The 15,832-nt window shown below is 55.1% G+C and carries 14 protein-coding genes; 9 read left to right on the top strand and 5 right to left on the bottom strand.

All coding sequences use genetic code 11. The features are described 5' to 3' along the window. Nucleotides 1–9: 9 nt before the first annotated feature. From fruA to K5Y32_RS14470, 4 genes are all read right to left on the bottom strand, one after another. Complete coding sequence (gene fruA / locus K5Y32_RS14485) at nt 10–1,707, bottom strand: PTS fructose transporter subunit IIBC (protein ID WP_222184703.1); 1,698 nt, start codon at nt 1,705–1,707, stop codon at nt 10–12. 16 nt (nt 1,708–1,723) lie between these two features. Then, nucleotides 1,724–2,662 carry a 1-phosphofructokinase gene (gene fruK / locus K5Y32_RS14480; RefSeq protein ID WP_101763702.1) on the bottom strand — a complete coding sequence of 313 codons (939 nt, stop codon included), beginning with the start codon at nt 2,660–2,662 and terminating at the stop codon, nt 1,724–1,726. Beyond that, nucleotides 2,659–3,789 carry a fused PTS fructose transporter subunit IIA/HPr protein gene (gene fruB, locus K5Y32_RS14475; protein ID WP_101763701.1) on the bottom strand — a complete coding sequence of 377 codons (1,131 nt, stop codon included), beginning with the start codon at nt 3,787–3,789 and terminating at the stop codon, nt 2,659–2,661. The genes fruK and fruB overlap by 4 nt, the downstream gene beginning before the upstream one ends. Before the next feature lie 278 nt (nt 3,790–4,067). Then, nucleotides 4,068–4,322 (bottom strand): YkgJ family cysteine cluster protein, encoded by a 255-nt coding sequence (locus K5Y32_RS14470; protein ID WP_222184895.1) that lies wholly within the window; start codon nt 4,320–4,322, stop codon nt 4,068–4,070. Between the two features lie 152 nt (nt 4,323–4,474). Between K5Y32_RS14470 and yeiP the strand changes: the two genes are divergently transcribed. The 9 genes from yeiP (at nt 4,475) to yejF (ending at nt 15,407) form a co-directional block, all read left to right on the top strand. After that, complete coding sequence (yeiP, locus tag K5Y32_RS14465; protein WP_008105009.1) at nt 4,475–5,050, top strand: elongation factor P-like protein YeiP; 576 nt, start codon at nt 4,475–4,477, stop codon at nt 5,048–5,050. Nucleotides 5,051–5,156: 106 nt separating this feature from the next. Next, the gene (locus tag K5Y32_RS14460) at nt 5,157–6,131 is read left to right on the top strand and encodes a GTP-binding protein (RefSeq protein WP_192411497.1); all 975 of its coding nucleotides are present in this window, start codon (nt 5,157–5,159) and stop codon (nt 6,129–6,131) included. Nucleotides 6,132–6,175: 44 nt separating this feature from the next. Continuing rightward, complete coding sequence (locus K5Y32_RS14455; protein ID WP_101763698.1) at nt 6,176–6,883, top strand: phosphatase PAP2 family protein; 708 nt, start codon at nt 6,176–6,178, stop codon at nt 6,881–6,883. Nucleotides 6,884–7,397: 514 nt separating this feature from the next. Next, nucleotides 7,398–7,973 (top strand): bifunctional murein DD-endopeptidase/murein LD-carboxypeptidase, encoded by a 576-nt coding sequence (gene mepS, locus K5Y32_RS14450; RefSeq protein ID WP_008105015.1) that lies wholly within the window; start codon nt 7,398–7,400, stop codon nt 7,971–7,973. A gap of 280 nt (nt 7,974–8,253) precedes the next feature. Continuing rightward, nucleotides 8,254–9,819, top strand: coding sequence for a cyclic di-GMP phosphodiesterase (locus K5Y32_RS14445; protein WP_222184701.1), 1,566 nt, complete (start codon nt 8,254–8,256; stop codon nt 9,817–9,819). Between the two features lie 65 nt (nt 9,820–9,884). Then, the gene (locus tag K5Y32_RS14440) at nt 9,885–11,693 is read left to right on the top strand and encodes an extracellular solute-binding protein (RefSeq protein WP_222184700.1); all 1,809 of its coding nucleotides are present in this window, start codon (nt 9,885–9,887) and stop codon (nt 11,691–11,693) included. A gap of 10 nt (nt 11,694–11,703) precedes the next feature. Beyond that, complete coding sequence (locus K5Y32_RS14435; RefSeq protein WP_137386169.1) at nt 11,704–12,795, top strand: microcin C ABC transporter permease YejB; 1,092 nt, start codon at nt 11,704–11,706, stop codon at nt 12,793–12,795. Next, the gene (locus K5Y32_RS14430; protein ID WP_222184698.1) at nt 12,795–13,817 is read left to right on the top strand and encodes an ABC transporter permease; all 1,023 of its coding nucleotides are present in this window, start codon (nt 12,795–12,797) and stop codon (nt 13,815–13,817) included. Before K5Y32_RS14435 ends, K5Y32_RS14430 begins: the two co-directional genes overlap by 1 nt. After that, on the top strand, nt 13,818–15,407 hold the full coding sequence (yejF, locus tag K5Y32_RS14425) for a microcin C ABC transporter ATP-binding protein YejF (RefSeq protein WP_222184697.1): 1,590 nt from the start codon (nt 13,818–13,820) through the stop codon (nt 15,405–15,407). Here the strand turns inward: yejF and K5Y32_RS14420 are convergent. Further along, the gene (locus tag K5Y32_RS14420) at nt 15,401–15,727 is read right to left on the bottom strand and encodes a hypothetical protein (protein ID WP_176972342.1); all 327 of its coding nucleotides are present in this window, start codon (nt 15,725–15,727) and stop codon (nt 15,401–15,403) included. The two genes, yejF and K5Y32_RS14420, sit on opposite strands and share 7 nt — an antisense overlap. Nucleotides 15,728–15,832 lie beyond the last annotated feature (105 nt).

The raw sequence follows: 15,832 nt of genomic DNA, 5'->3' as shown, positions 1-15,832 counted from the left end.
TGACGAAGATTACGCGGCTTTAACCAGCTCTTCTTCCGGACGTTTCAGGATGGCGTAACCAAGTCCCGCTACCGCAGTACCAATCACAATCGCCAGCAGATAACCCAATACTGGAGTAATCGCGCCTGGAATCAGCAGGACGAACAGACCACCGTGCGGTGCCATCAGTTTCGCGCCAATCGCCATGGAAATCGCACCGGTTACCGCGCCGCCAATGATACAGCACGGCAGCACACGCATTGGGTCACGCGCCGCAAACGGAATAGCACCTTCAGAGATGAAGCACAGACCGAGCACCAGCGCCGCTTTGCCCCCTTCCTGCTGACCTTTGTTGAACTTACGACGCGCAACCAGCGTCGCCAGGCCCATCGCCAGCGGTGGCACCATACCGGCTGCCATAATGGCCGCCATCGGTGCGTAGGTTTGTGAACTCAGCAGACCAACACCAAACGCATAGGCCACTTTGTTCACCGGGCCGCCCATGTCGGTACACATCATGCCACCGAGAATCGCGCCCAGCAGTACCGCGTTCGCCGTGCCCATGTTGGCCAGCCAGGTTGTCAGGCCAGTCATGATGCCCGCAACCGGCTTACCTACCACGTAAATCATCAGCAAACCGGTAATCAAACTCGCCACCAGCGGAATGATCAGAATCGGCTTCAACGCTTCCATACTTTGAGGCAGTTTTACTTTGCTGCTGAGCATCTTCGCGGCGTAACCGGCAATGAAACCGGCGATGATGCCGCCAAGGAAACCGGCGTTAATGCTGGTCGCGATCATGCCGCCAATCAAACCTGGCGTCAGACCTGGACGATCCGCAATCGAGAAGGCAATGAAACCGGCTAACACCGGCACCATCAGCGCGAAGGCGCTGCCGCCACCGATCTGCATCAGTGCCGCCGCTAAGGTGCCCGGCTCTTTAAATGCGGTGATACCAAAGGCAAATGACAGCGCGATGCTCAAACCACCGGCAACCACCATCGGCAGCATGTACGAAACGCCAGTCAGCAGGTGACGATAGGCACCGGCTTTCTCTTTGCTGTCGCCCTGTGCGCTGGCCGCCTGATTGCCGCTCGGCTGATAGGTTTTCGCTTCGGCCTGCGCTTTATCCAGCTCCTGCGCGGTTTTCTTCAGCGCCAGACTGGTTGAGGTACGGTACATCGGCTTACCGGCAAATTTCGCCAGATCCACGTCAATATCGGCCGCGACAATCACCAGATCGGCCGCCGCCACTTCTTCTGGTGTGATCGCGTTGCCTGCACCCACTGAACCGCGGGTTTCCACTTTCACCCACCAGCCACGTTTGTTCGCTTCGGCCTGAATAGCTTCGGCGGCCATAAAGGTATGCGCCACGCCAGTTGGGCAGGCGGTCACCGCCACGATGCGTTTCTGAGCAGCGCTCTGCGCAGCTACTGGCGCGGCAGCGGTTGCAGCAGCAGGCTGCCAGGTTTTGGCACTCGCTTTGGCTTGATTGATTGCCGCCAGCGGATCGCGCAGCGCCTGCTGCACATCAACCAGCGCCAGCGATTTACCAGCCAGCTCTGCGTCGTTTGGCATATTGTGGCCAGCAACCAGCACCAGTTCAGCTTCGGCGGCATTGTTGGTCAGCGTCAGGCCAGCTTGTGCCGCCGTCGCGCGTAAACGTTCCAGCGCCAGATGTCCTGACGCCAGTCCCAGTGAAGAATCTTTTATCAGCAGCGTTTTCATTATCGCTCTCCTGCTGTTAGTTAACGGGTTGTAAGTCGACGCGCGCCATCATCGCGGCCAACTGGGTACGATCTTTCACGCCAACGTTGCTTTGGCTGACGGCCATCGCCGCCACTGCCGTCGCCAGACGCAGCGTGTGCTCGCTGGATTCACGCATCAGCAAGCCGTAAATCAGGCCGCCGACCATCGAATCGCCGGCACCGACGGTGCTGACCACTTCGCAGGCAGGCGGTTTGGCGATCCATTCGCCGGAGGCATTCACCCACAGTGCACCTTCCGCACCGAGAGAAATCACTACGTGCGCAATACCTTGCTCACGCAGTTCATGTGCAGCACCGATCACGTCCTGCAGCGCAGGCAGTTTGCGACCAGCCCAAATCTCCAGCTCGCGGCGGTTCGGTTTCACCAGCCACGGCGCGGCTTTCAGACCGGCGACCAGCGCTTCGCGGCTGCTGTCGAAGATGATGCACGGGCACAGCGTGCGCAGATCGCTCATCCATTTGGTGAAGGCTTCTGGCGCCACGCCGGCTGGCAGGCTGCCGCTGACGCACACCATGTCGAACTGGCCGAGCCAGGTGAGAGAATCGGCGGTGAAGCGCTCCCAATCCTGCGCGGTGACCTCAAAGCCAGAGAAATTCAGGTCGGTCACATCGCCGTCTTTTTCGGTCAGCTTAACGTTAATACGCGTACGGCCCTGCACCACCTGAAAACGGTTGGCGATGCCGAGTTCGCTGAACAGCTGCTGAAAGCCGTCCTGATTCTCTTTGCCGAGGAAACCGCCGACGGTGACATCGATACCGAGATCCTTCAGCACTTTGGCAACGTTGATGCCTTTACCCGCCGCGTGCAGGCCGGTGGTTTTCACCAGGTTAACTTCGCCGCGCTCAATTTCTGGCGTGTATCCGACCAGATCGTAAGCCGGGTTTAAGGTAATTGTTGCGACACGACGGCTCATGCAACCCCCTCGCCTAAACCAGAATTGATCGCTTCTTCAATTGCGTTCAGCGCCTGCTGTGCATCTTCGCCGCTGGCGGTGAAGCGCAGGCGATGGCCTTTTTTCACACCGAGCGCAACGACTTTCATCAGGCTGCGGCCGTTAGCAGGCTTACCGCTGCCATCGAGATTAGTTACGGTGATGTCGCTGTTGAACTGTTTGATGACGGTCACCAGCGCCGTGCCCGGACGCGCGTGCAGACCGTGTTCGTTGCGGATGGTGAATTCAGCGGTCAGCAGCTCGGCAGCTTCATCGACTTCGCTGGTCAGCAGCGCCAGGATACCGGCGGCATCGGCTTTCAGCAGACGTTCAGCTTTGTTGCTCAGCAGCAGATTGCTGAGATAGCCCAGCACTTCCAACGGACGCTGATCGTTAGCCGCCACGGTCAGCAACAGCGCGACGTTTTCGCCCTGATGCTGGAATGGCGCTGCCGCGCGGCTTACGGCCACTGCGCTGCCGAGATTGCCGTTGGCGCTGTCGCTCAGCCAGATGCCCTGACCGAGGCTCAGTGGGGCGCGGGAAATCACGTCAGCAATAAAGGATGCGTCCACCGCGCCTGCAGCCTGCAGACGTCCGGCGTTCAGTGCCTGTAACGTGATTAAATCGCTGGCCGCCACATCAACGGCAATCAGCGAGGTATCGAATTTGAATTCTGCCGCCTGGTTTTCGCCCATCAGCAGCGCACGCAGATCTTCCGCCGAGGCGGTTTTCAGCTGTTCAGCAATGCTGTCATCACTTAATACGTGAGTGAGCTGGCGCAGCAACGCGAGGTGTTCATCCGATTTAGCGGCAATACCGATCGCCACATACGCCGTTTGCCCTTCGCCCCAATCCACGCCCTGCGGGAACTGATAAACCTGGACACCGGTTTTCAGCACGAGGTCGCGGGTGTCGGTGGTGCCGTGCGGAATGGCGATGCCGTTACCCAGGAAAGTGGTGGTTTGCTGTTCGCGCGCCAGCATGCCGTTAACGTAGCCTTCGGCCACATTGCCTGCAGCGGTTAACGCAGCGGCAACCTGACGAATGGCCTCTTCTTTATTCTGTGCGCTAGCACCGGTATGAATGGCCTGAACTTCGAGCTGGAACATATCTCTCCTCGCTTACTGTATTGAATCGTTTCAGCTAGATGATGTAAAAAGATGCTATGCATCGCGGACTTAGCCGGAATGACAACGCTGAAACGTTTCAGGGAATATGGTACAGCCACGTACAGCAGGCAAGAAAATGCGCGATCTGAGTAGCAGATTTTTGACGTTCCGCACACTTCATGTTGGATTTAAGATTTTTACCGGCAGGCAGGCTGATGCTTTTGCTGTACAGACCAACGGCATTAAACCCAATTCTTCAGCTATGCGTCAGCAGTGCTTCAGGGCGCCGTCTCGGCTTCCAGTTTAAGCAGAAATGTCATGGCGCTATCACGGCTACTGCCGCACATTTCGGCGCTGGGCTGTAAGCCAGCACAGACCGCCGGACGCAGCGGTGAACCAAAGATTTTGCAGCGCTGTTGCTCATCAAGCTGTACGCAACGCGTGTTGGCCGGCTTGCCGTGCGGCATGCCAGGAATCGGGGACGAGATTGAGGGGGCTGTGCAACAGGCACCGCAATGGTCACGACAAAACATCATGCGCTCCTGCAGAGAATTCGCCGCGACAATAACAGTCCCAGAACGCGAATGCCATGCAGTGGCAACAATTTTACATTGGCTGACTTGCCAGTTTTTCGCCGCGCGAGTAACGTGACGCGCATTAACCTCCTGTCAGCGAGAAAAACACCATGCCAAAGGCAAATGAGATCAAAAAAGGGATGGCTGTCACCTGGAACGGCAAACTGTTGCTGGTGAAAGACATTGATGTACAGAGCCCAAGTGCTCGCGGTGCCGCGACGCTCTATAAGATGCGTTTTACCGATGTCCGCACCGGCCTGAAAGTGGAAGAGCGTTTCAAGGGCGATGATATTATTGACGCCATTTCGCTCAGCCGCCGCGCCGTCACCTTCTCCTATATAGATGGTGATGAGTATGTGTTTATGGATGACGAAGACTACACGCCATACAACTTCAAAAAAGAGCAGATCGAAGAAGAGCTGCTGTTTATTCCCGAAGGCGGCATTCCCGGTATTCAGGTGCTGACGATGGACGGCCAGGTATTGGCTCTTGAATTGCCACAAACCGTCGATATGGAAATTGTTGATACCTCGCCGGGCATTAAAGGCGCCTCCGCCAGCGCCCGCTCCAAACCCGCAGGCATGAGCACCGGCTTATCCATTCAGGTGCCGGAATACCTGAGTAATGGCGATCGCATCCGCATTCATATTGCTGAACGTCGTTATATGGGACGCGCTGACTCATAACGTGCTTCCGTCCGGCGGCCGGTGATTGTTATAGTATAACAAGGCCGTGCGCGCCGGATGCCTCTCATCCACGCGCGATTTATTCTCTTTTTTTGGGAGCCCTTTTGTGACGCGCGTAAACCTCATCACCGGATTTCTCGGCAGCGGAAAAACCACCACTCTGCTGCATCTGTTAGCCAATAAACCCGCGGATGAAAACTGGGCGATTCTGGTCAACGAATTTGGCGAAATTGGCATCGACGGCGCACTGCTCGCCGATCGCGGTGCCACGCTGAAAGAGATTCCCGGCGGCTGCATGTGCTGCGTGAACGGCTTGCCGCTGCAGGTTGGGCTAAACATGCTGCTGAAGCAGGCGAAACCCGATCGTCTGATTATCGAACCTACCGGCCTTGGCCATCCCAAACAGCTGCTGAACATGCTGCGTGCTGCCGTCTATCAACCCTGGATTCAGGTGGATGCCACCTTAACGCTGCTCGATCCGCGCCAGCTTGCCGACGCACGCGTAGTGGAGAATGAGAATTTCCGCGATCAGCTGGTGGCGGCCGATATCATCGTGGCGAACAAAAGCGACCGCTGGAACGATGATGATCGTCAGCGTTTACACACCTGGCAACAGCAATTTTTGGGCGAGCGTCAGCTGGTGGAAGCGGCGTGGGGACGCATCGATCCCGCGCTGTTGACTCAACCCGCCTTGGCGGATCGTGCGGTTCCCGATGCAGCACATCACCACCAGAATTCACGTCCACAAGGCTTGGCCGCACTGAAACTGGATGGCCAGGCGCGCTGGCGTCGTGCGCTAAATGAAGGCCAGGGCTATGCTTCCTGTGGCTGGATTTTCGATGGTGAAACCGTGTTTGATACGATTAAAGCGCTAGAGTGGGCAAGGCATGCGCCGGTTGATCGCGTTAAAGGTGTGTTGCGCACTGCCGATGGTTTAGTGAATATCAATCGCCAGGGCGACGATTTGTTTATAGAAACCCGCCCTACTACACCGCCTGATAGCCGCATCGAATTGATTCATCATCAGCCTGCTGACTGGAACCTTTTGCAGACCGCTTTGTTGAAGATTCGTTTAAATTAGATGCGTTAGGTTGCCCCGTTGTTTTCACTTTGAGTCTATTTTCTATGCGCGCTTCTCGATTAGTCACCATCCTGCTGCTGAATGCACTGGGTGTGATGCTTTTCCTTTCATGGTACCTGCCGCCGGATCACGGGTTCTGGTTTGGTATCGATAAAGCCATCTTTTATGGCTTCAATGACCAGATGGTTGATCATCACGGTTTCGCACTGTTAGTGGCTATCACTAACTTCCGCGGTTTCGATGTGGTTTCGCTGTTGGCTATGGGTTTGCTCTATTTAAGCTACTGGCGTCGCGAGACACCGCAAGGTCGCCGCCGTTTGCTGGCCATTGGCATCACGATGCTGCTGAGCGCGGTAGTACTGAACCAACTCGGTCATCTGCTGCCGGTACAGCACTCCAGCCCAACGCTGTTCTTTGAGAATGTGCATCGCGTAAGCGAACTGACCGGCATCCCGGCCAAAGATGCCTCGAAAGATAGCTTCCCTGGCGACCACGGCATGATGCTGATGATCTTCACCTGCTTTATGTGGCGCTATTTCGGCTTCCGCGCGTTTCTGGTGGGTTTGATGATTACCGTGGTGTTTGCTCTGCCACGTGTGATGGCGGGTGCGCACTGGTTTACTGATATCGCTGTGGGTTCGTTGTCAGTCGTGCTGGTTGGCATGAGCTGGTGCCTGTTAACGCCCTTCAGCGACAAGCTGGTGAATTGGCTGAACCGTTCGTTGCCGGGCAAATATAAGCCGCGCACGTAATTGTTAAGCGCGAGTGATCATAGAACAAAAAGTCAGTCGCTCGCGCTTATTTAAAACCTGAATAAACTATTAGCAAACTAACATTATTCAGGTAAAAGAAAAGATTATGATGAAAAACGCGGAACAATAGCCTTAATCCTAAGTTGTCCAGCCCGAACCCTCTTAAAATCGGTCTTAGCGCCAGAATTACCCCCTTATTGCACCGCTGTTTGGCTATTAAATCGCTGCCAATTGTTGATAAACTCGCCATTGTGTTACAGATTGATTTCACATCGAAAAAACCTTTGAATATTTATATAAAAGCACTCGCCACGCGGTCTGTAATCGGTTAACCTCGAATCCGATTAGTAAGCAACAGCATAAAATGCGGTGCTGAAAGCGACAAAAATGTGTGCATTAACACATTTTAGTAATTAAGGATTTGTCTTAGACGGTCGTACTTATTAATCTCAACCCGTTTTGTCATCTGGCTGACGACATTCTGTCGTAAGGAAATCGAAGGAAAACACGTACAATGGTCAAGTCTCAACCAATTCTGAGATACCTCAGGCGGATCATTCCCGCGGTAGCACTCGCAACACTTTTATCAGCATGCAGCAGTACCCATAACGGTCAGAACGCGAATAACGAGAATCATGAAGTTAACAACCAGAATGGTTTTTTACTTCAAGCGTCTCAGGACGAATTTGAACAGATGGTGCAGAACGTGGACGTTAAGTCCCGCATCATGGAACAGTACAGTGACTGGAAAGGTGTACGTTATCGCTTAGGCGGCGACACCAAACGCGGCATTGATTGTTCTGCTTTTGTTCAGCGCACCTTTCGCGAGCAGTTCGGTTTAGATTTGCCACGCTCAACGTCTGAACAGCAAGACACCGGCAAAGAGATTTCACGCAATAAATTGCGCGCAGGTGACTTAGTGCTATTCCGCGCCGGTTCTACCGGTCGCCACGTGGGCATCTATCTTGGCAACGATAACTTTGTTCACGCGTCCACCAGCAGTGGCGTAATGATTTCCAATCTGAATGACAGTTATTGGAAAAATCGTTACCGCGAAGCGCGTCGGGTTCTTGCTAAAAACCCAAGCTAACGTATTTCTTTGATGATCCTCTCAGCCAGAGAATCAGAAACGCTGCCCCGGCAGCGTTTTTTTTCGCCCGTAGTTTTTAACTCAAATCCAACCGATAAAAAGTAATTGAGAATCAAAAATATAACGAGACATTCTTCGCGCTCTCGTTATATTCTCGTTGACTTCCTGATACCCAGATATTGCGCTGCAGACACCGTTATCACCGTGGCTGCGGTCTGAAATGGGTAGTGACCAAACGATAAACATAATAAAAAATGGCAAGACAAGGGGAATGCACTCCATGCCACTGTCAGGGACATTAAAACACCACCGCAGTTATTCACGCCGTATCGCCTGGCATAGTGCGATTATCGGCGCGGCATTCTTTCTGCTTTTTGTCACCGTGCTATTAACACTCACCTGGCAAAAACGTGTACAACAACACGAACAGCTTCTGGCACACAGCCGCGACGATTTACAACAGGTGATAGCAAGCCTGGTCGATACACTTTATCCCTTACAGCAATACACCCAGTTAGCCTGCAACAACGTCAGTCGTGAGCTCACTTCTCGCGCCGCCTTTGCCGGTAATATCCGCGCCATCCTGCTGGTGCGTGATGGCAACGCTTACTGCTCTTCTGCCACCGGCGCTTTTCTGATGCCGGCCAACGATATTTCTCCTGAGTCTGAACTGGAACGCGATCGCGATATGCGCTTGCTTGAAGGCACGCCATTGCTACCGAAGAAACCGGCGCTGGTGCTATGGGTGAAAAATCCAGGTTCAGCCGAGACCGGCCTTTTCGCCACCATGAACATCAGCCTGACGCCTTATCAGCTGCTGGCCTCTTATCATCCCGAAATCACCGGCATGGCGCTGGTGGTCGGCAACAAAGCGCTGTTGAGCGGCAGCAACAACGTGGTACGCGCGAGTGATTTACCGGCATCGCTGCATGAAATAGCCTTTAATAACAGCGATCTGCACTTCGTGCTGTTTGGCACCACCTTAGCGCCACGCGATTACTCACTGACGTTGCTGACCGGCCTACTCTTCTCACTGCTGATTTCCGCCCTAAGCGGGTTGTTGCTGACGCGACATCAGCGGCCGGGCAAAGAGATCATGCAGGGCATTAAACGTGGCCAGTTTCATGTTGAATATCAGCCGCTGGTCACTGCGCACGATGGACAACCCTACGGCGTGGAAGCGCTGCTGCGCTGGACGCATCCCACTGAAGGCATGATTCCGCCGGATGCCTTTATCAGCTACGCCGAAGCGCAAAACCTGATTATTCCGCTCACTCAGCATCTGTTCACGCTGGTGGCGCGCGATGCCCAGTTTCTCTGTAAACAGCTGCCGCGCGGCACGCGCCTGAGCCTCAATCTCTCGCCGCTGCATCTCGCTTCAGAGAGCTTCCGGCGCGATGTCCAGGCATGGATTAACATCATGCCCACCGATCACTTCAACTATGTGTTTGAAATTACCGAACGCAGCATGGTCGGTGAAAAAAGCGCGGGAGAAATCTTCGCCTGGCTACATGAGAACAATTTTAAAATAGCGATTGATGATTTCGGCACCGGGCATAGCGCGCTGATCTATCTGGAAAAATATCCGTTCGATTACCTGAAAATCGATCGCGGCTTTGTGCAAAGCATTGGTACAGAAACTGTCACCTCACCGGTGCTTGATGCAGTGCTGCTGCTGGCGAAAAAACTCAATCTCAAAACCGTGGCTGAAGGGGTCGAAACGGGCGATCAGGCAGCGTGGCTGGTGAATCGCGGCGTGACGCATTTGCAGGGCTATCTGTTTAGTCGTCCGTTACGCCCCGAAAACCTCGTCAGCTATTATCAACGCCAGCGCGCACTGAGTTAACATCACGCGAACCCCATGAAACTGCTACCATAAAGTGCGGAACACCACAGGAGATCGCCCCACTTATGCTGCTGCGTCTTGTCACAGCGTTGTTCATTTGTAGCGCCATTGCGCCGCTGCATGCCGCCACCATCAATGAAAGCTATGCCTTCGCTAAACTGGGCGAGCCGAAATATGCGGTGAATTTCACTCACTACGATTACGCCAATCCCGCCGCGCCCAAAGGCGGCAAAATCACGCTGGCGGTGGTGGGCACCTACGACAACTTCAATCGTTTCGCCTCGCGCGGCAATCCCGGCATTGGTACCGATACGCTGTATGACGGCTTGTTCACCACCTCCGATGATGAACCTGGCAGCTACTATCCGCTGATCGCGGAATCAGCGCGCTATCCCGACGACTATCGCTGGATGGAAGTGTCGATCAATCCTCATGCACAGTTTCAGGACGGAACACCGATTACCGCGCAGGATGTGGCTTTCACCTTCCAGAAATTCATGACCGAAGGTGTGCCGCAGTTCCGCGTGGCGTTTCGTGACGTGCAAGTGAAAGCGCTAAACCGTCTCACCGTGCGTATCGACATGCCGAAACCGGACAAAGATCGGATTCTCAGCTGGCTAACGCTGCCGGTCATCCCGGAAAAATTCTGGCAAAACAAAAAGTTTAACGAGCCGATTGGTTATCCGCCGCTGGCCAGCGGGCCTTATCGCGTCACCTCCTATAAATCGGGTCAGTTTATCCAGTACAGCCGGGTGAAAGATTACTGGGCCGCCAATCTGCCGGTGAATCGCGGGCGTTTTAACTTCGATACTTTGCGTTATGACTATTATCTTGATGACAACGTGGCGTTTGAGGCCTTTAAAGCCGGCGCTTACGATTTGCGCGAAGAGAGTTCAGCGAAGAAATGGGCGACACAATATCGCGGTCGCAACTTTGACAGTCACGCCATCGTCAAATCGACCATTCCCAACACCGTTTCCACCGACACGCAATGGCTGGCATTTAACAACGAAAAACCGCTGTTCGCCGATCGTCGCGTACGTGAAGCCATCACGCTGGCGTTCGATTTCGAGTGGATGAACAAAGCCTTGTTCTATGGCGCTTATAAACGCACGCGCAGCTATTTCCAGAACACTGAATATGCAGCGCTTGGCTATCCCAAAGCCGAGCAGTTGATCCTGCTGGCGCCCTACAAAGCGCAGCTGCCGCCCGAAGTGTTCAACAATGAGTATGCCCCGCCACGTTCTGACGGCAGCGGTTTCGATCGCGGCAACCTGTTGCAAGCCATGAACTTGCTGAAAGCGGCGGGTTGGGAAATCAGAAATCAGCAATTGGTGAATGTGAAATCCGGCCAGCCGTTCCGTTTCGAATTACTGATGCGCAGCGGTACGCAAAACGACTGGGCGTTGCCGTTCCAGCACAGCCTGCAACGGCTTGGCATCCAGGTCTCGCTGCGCCAGATTGACAGCTCGCAATATCTCCGCCGTATGCGCGAAGGCGACTACGACATGATCCCATCGCTCTATTACGCCATGCCATGGCCCTCGACCAGCTTGCAAACGATCTGGCAATCTCAATTTATTGACTCTTCCTGGAACAGGCCGCGCGTGAAAGATCCCATAGTCGACCATTTTGTGCAGCAGATCGTTGAGCATCAGGGCGATGAGAAAGCGCTGCTGCCGCTCGGCCAGGCGCTGGATCGCATCCTGCTGTGGAATGCCTACATGATTCCGATGTGGTACAGCGCGGAAGATCGCATGGCGTATTGGGACAAGTTTTCCCATCCCGAGATTAAACCCGCGTTTGCTACCGGTCTGGAAAACTGGTGGTACGATGTGAACAAAGCCGGGCGTTTGCCGGCCGATCGACGCTGAGGAGTCTGGTTTGGCAGCCTATTTTCTACGCAGGTTACTGCTGATTATCCCCACGCTGTGGGCGATCATCACCCTGAACTTCTTTATTGTGCAGATTGCGCCGGGCGGCCCGGTGGATCAGGCGTTAGCCAATGTGCAGTTTGGTCACAGCACCGGCATTCCTGGCTCAGGCGGCGGCGACAGCGGCGCGCGCGGTGCGCTGATGCGTGACAATCCCGGCGACAGCCAATATCGCGGCGCTCGCGGACTCGATCCGGAAGTGATTGCGGAAATTAAGCATCGCTATGGCTTCGATAAACCGCTGCTGCAGCGTTACGGTGAAATGCTGTGGAACTACATCCGTTTTGATTTCGGCGACAGCCTGTTCCGCAGCGCATCGGTGCTGCAGCTGATCAAAGAGAGTTTGCCGGTCTCCATCAGCCTGGGATTGTGGAGCACCTTGATCATTTACCTGGTATCAATTCCGCTGGGCATCAAAAAAGCGGTGCGTAACGGCAGCGCTTTCGATATCTGGAGCAGCACTTTTATCATCATTGGCTATTCGATTCCGGCCTTCCTGTTCGGCATCATGCTGATTGTGCTGTTCGCCGGCGGCAGCTATTTCGACTGGTTCCCGCTGCGCGGCCTGACGTCACCGCAGTTTGATGCGCTGCCGTGGTACAGCAAAATCAGCGATTACCTGTGGCACATCACGCTGCCGGTGCTGGCTACGGTGATTGGCGGTTTCGCCACGCTGACCATGCTGACTAAAAACTCGTTCCTTGATGAGATCCGCAAACAATATGTGGTCACCGCGCGCGCCAAAGGGCTGGATGAGAAGCGCGTGCTGTACGGCCACGTGTTCCGCAACGCAATGCTGCTGGTGATCGCCGGTTTCCCCGCCACCTTTATCAGCATGTTTTTCACCAGCTCGGTGTTGATAGAGGTGATGTTCTCACTCAATGGTTTGGGCCTGCTCGGCTATGACGCCACTATTCAGCGCGACTATCCGGTGATGTTTGGCACGCTCTATATCTTCACCCTGATTGGCCTGCTGATGAACATTCTTAGCGATCTGACCTACACGCTGGTCGATCCGCGCATTGATTTTGAGGGACGCTGATGCGCTTATCTCCGGTTAACCAGCAGCGCTGGCAGCGTTTTCGCCATAACCGACGTGGTTACTGGTCGCTGTGGATTTTCCTGATCATTTTTGTTCTGTCGCTGTGCGCTGAGCTGCTGGCTAACGACAAACCGCTGCTGGTGCATTATCAGCAACGCTGGTACGTGCCGCTGCTGTTCAACTACAGCGAAAGTGATTACGGCGGCGATTTTTCCACACCCGCTGATTATCAGGATCCCTGGCTGAAGCAGCGCATCGATCAACAAGGTTGGGCGATCTGGGCACCGATTCGCTTCAGCGACAGCACCATCAACTTCGCCACCGATGTGCCCTTCCCTTCGCCACCTTCCGCACAAAACTGGCTCGGCACCGATGCTAACGGTGGCGATGTGCTGGCACGCTTGCTGTATGGCACGCGCATCTCATTGCTGTTCGGCATCATGCTGACGCTGTTCTCCAGCGTAATTGGCATCGTGGTTGGCGCGGTGCAAGGCTACTTTGGCGGCCGCATCGATTTGGTGGGTCAACGCCTGATTGAGGTGTGGTCCGGCATGCCTTCGCTGTTCCTGCTGATTCTGCTCTCCAGCGTGATTCAGCCCGGCTTCTGGTGGCTGCTGCTGGTGACGGTGGTGTTTGGCTGGATGAGCCTGGTGAGCGTGGTGCGCGCCGAATTCCTGCGCGCACGTAACTACGATTATATCCGTGCGGCGCGCGCGCTCGGCGTCAGCGATAGCCGCATTATGCTGCGCCACATGCTGCCCAACGCCATGGTCGCCACACTGACGTTTTTGCCGTTTATCCTGTGCGGCTCAATCACCACGTTAACCTCGCTGGACTTCCTGGGTTTTGGTTTGCCGGTGGGATCGCCATCGCTCGGCGAGCTGCTGTTACAGGGCAAAAACAATTTACAGGCGCCGTGGCTGGGACTGGCGGGCTTCTTTGCCCTCGCTCTGCTGCTGTCGTTACTGATCTTTATCGGCGAAGCGGTACGCGATGCCTTTGACCCGAGTCGAGGACGCTAAATGAGCCTGTTAACGGTGAATCATCTGGCGGTGGCCTTTCAGGATCGCCGCGTGGTAGAAGACATTTCGCTGCAGATTGACGCCGGCGAAACGCTGGCGCTGGTGGGAGAATCCGGTTCAGGTAAAAGCGTGACTGCGCTGTCGATCATGCGCTTATTGCCGCAGCCGCCGGTCAACTATCCGCAAGGCGAAATTCTGTTTAACGGCCAGGATATTTTACAAGCCAGCGAACGCACCCTGCGCGGGCTGCGTGGCAACCAGATGGCGATGATTTTTCAGGAGCCGATGGTGTCGCTTAATCCGCTGCATAACGTGGAGAAGCAGCTGTATGAAGTGCTGTCGGTGCATCGCGGCATGCGGCGCGAAGCCGCGCGTGGCGAAATGCTGAGCTGCCTGGATCGCGTCGGCATACGCCATGCGGCATCGCGCTTGCAGGATTTTCCGCACCAGCTTTCTGGTGGTGAGCGACAGCGCGTGATGATCGCCATGGCGCTGCTAACCCAGCCGAAGCTGCTGATCGCCGATGAGCCGACCACCGCGCTGGATGTGACGGTGCAGGCGCAAATTCTGCAACTGCTGCGCGAACTGCAGCGTGAACTCAACATGGGCATGCTGTTCATCACCCATAACCTGAATATCGTGCGTCAACTGGCGCACAGCGTCACGGTGATGCGCAATGGCCGTGCTGTGGAACATAATCGCTGCGATACGCTGTTCAGCCAGCCGCAGCAGCCCTATACGCGCGAACTGATCGCCTCCGAGCCGGATGGCGAACCGGTGCCGCTGCTGGATGCGCAACCGCTGTTGCAGGTGAAGAATTTACAGGTTGGTTTCCCGATCCGGCGGGGATTGCTGCGTCGCACTGTGGCAGAGAAGATGGCGCTGAAGGATCTTAGCTTTACCCTGCGGCGTGGCGAAAGCCTCGGACTGGTGGGCGAATCGGGCTCGGGCAAAAGCACAACGGGCCTGGCGCTGCTGCGTTTAATTAGCGCGCGCGGTGAGATCTGGTTTGACGATCAGCCGCTGCATCAGCTGTTGCCAAAGCAGTTATTGCCGCTGCGCCAGCGCATTCAGGTGGTGTTTCAGGATCCCAATTCGTCGCTCAATCCGCGCATGACGGTGCAACAGGTGATTGCGGAAGGTTTAGCGGTGCATCGCCCGGAACTGAGCAGTGCGGAGCAGGAAGCCAAAGTGATTGCGGTGATGCAGGAAGTGGGACTCGATGCCGACAGCCGCTCACGCTATCCGGCGGAGTTTTCAGGCGGTCAGCGCCAGCGCATCGCGATCGCCCGCGCGTTGATCCTGGAGCCGCAGCTGATTGTGCTGGATGAACCCACCTCGTCGCTGGACCGCTCGGTGCAGAAGCAAATTCTCACCTTACTGCGCCGTTTGCAGCAGCAGCATCAGCTCGCCTATCTGTTTATCAGCCATGATTTGCAGGTGGTGCGCGCGCTCTGTCATCAGCTGATTGTGCTGCGTCAGGGTGAAGTGGTGGAGCAAGGTGATTGCGAAACGCTGTTTAACGCACCAGCAGCCGATTACACGCGGCAGCTACTGGCGTCTGCGCAGGGAAAAGATCTGAGTCAGTGACCGTCGAAGGTTTCGGCGATAGCGACACCCTGATTTTTCAGGCAGCAGTTGGTCGCGCTTTCGTCATCGCGTTGAATCAGCAGACAAGGTTGCCCTTCGCACTCGGCGATTTTGCACTCGACCTGAATCTGCGCCAGCGTGTCTTTCAGCTGGTGCAGAATCTCCAGCGCCGGATGACCATCGTGACTCAGCAAGCGCAGCACCACTAAATCTTCGGCATGCACGCCATTCGCCGCTTCCTGACGCTCAATTTCACCCGCATGTTCCAGCGACCAGCGATAATGTTGTGGCAAGCGATGCACAACGGAAAGTTGCAGCATAGTTATACGGCCCCCAGAGACGTTAACTTTATTCACGACGACGGCACAACGTGGTGAATCCCAACCTGATTAGCTCTGAATACCAATTCAGTCTGCCTTCTCGTT

This window comes from Pantoea sp. DY-15 (assembly GCF_019795935.1).
GTDB classification, from domain to species: domain Bacteria; phylum Pseudomonadota; class Gammaproteobacteria; order Enterobacterales; family Enterobacteriaceae; genus Pantoea; species Pantoea leporis.
The sequence above is the reverse complement of the archived record's forward strand: the minus strand, read 5'-3'. Positions and strand labels throughout refer to the sequence as shown.

Excerpts from the sequence above, each read along its gene's own strand:
- fruA (WP_222184703.1), bottom strand. The coding sequence starts at position 1,707 with ATGAAAACGCTGCTGATAAAAGATTCTTCACTGGGACTGGCGTCAGGA.
- fruK (WP_101763702.1), bottom strand. The coding sequence starts at position 2,662 with ATGAGCCGTCGTGTCGCAACAATTACCTTAAACCCGGCTTACGATCTG.
- fruB (WP_101763701.1), bottom strand. The coding sequence starts at position 3,789 with ATGTTCCAGCTCGAAGTTCAGGCCATTCATACCGGTGCTAGCGCACAG.
- K5Y32_RS14470 (WP_222184895.1), bottom strand. The coding sequence starts at position 4,322 with ATGTTTTGTCGTGACCATTGCGGTGCCTGTTGCACAGCCCCCTCAATC.
- yeiP (WP_008105009.1), top strand. The coding sequence starts at position 4,475 with ATGCCAAAGGCAAATGAGATCAAAAAAGGGATGGCTGTCACCTGGAAC.
- K5Y32_RS14455 (WP_101763698.1), top strand. The coding sequence starts at position 6,176 with ATGCGCGCTTCTCGATTAGTCACCATCCTGCTGCTGAATGCACTGGGT.
- mepS (WP_008105015.1), top strand. The coding sequence starts at position 7,398 with ATGGTCAAGTCTCAACCAATTCTGAGATACCTCAGGCGGATCATTCCC.
- K5Y32_RS14445 (WP_222184701.1), top strand. The coding sequence starts at position 8,254 with ATGCCACTGTCAGGGACATTAAAACACCACCGCAGTTATTCACGCCGT.
- K5Y32_RS14440 (WP_222184700.1), top strand. The coding sequence starts at position 9,885 with ATGCTGCTGCGTCTTGTCACAGCGTTGTTCATTTGTAGCGCCATTGCG.
- K5Y32_RS14430 (WP_222184698.1), top strand. The coding sequence starts at position 12,795 with ATGCGCTTATCTCCGGTTAACCAGCAGCGCTGGCAGCGTTTTCGCCAT.
- yejF (WP_222184697.1), top strand. The coding sequence starts at position 13,818 with ATGAGCCTGTTAACGGTGAATCATCTGGCGGTGGCCTTTCAGGATCGC.
- K5Y32_RS14420 (WP_176972342.1), bottom strand. The coding sequence starts at position 15,727 with ATGCTGCAACTTTCCGTTGTGCATCGCTTGCCACAACATTATCGCTGG.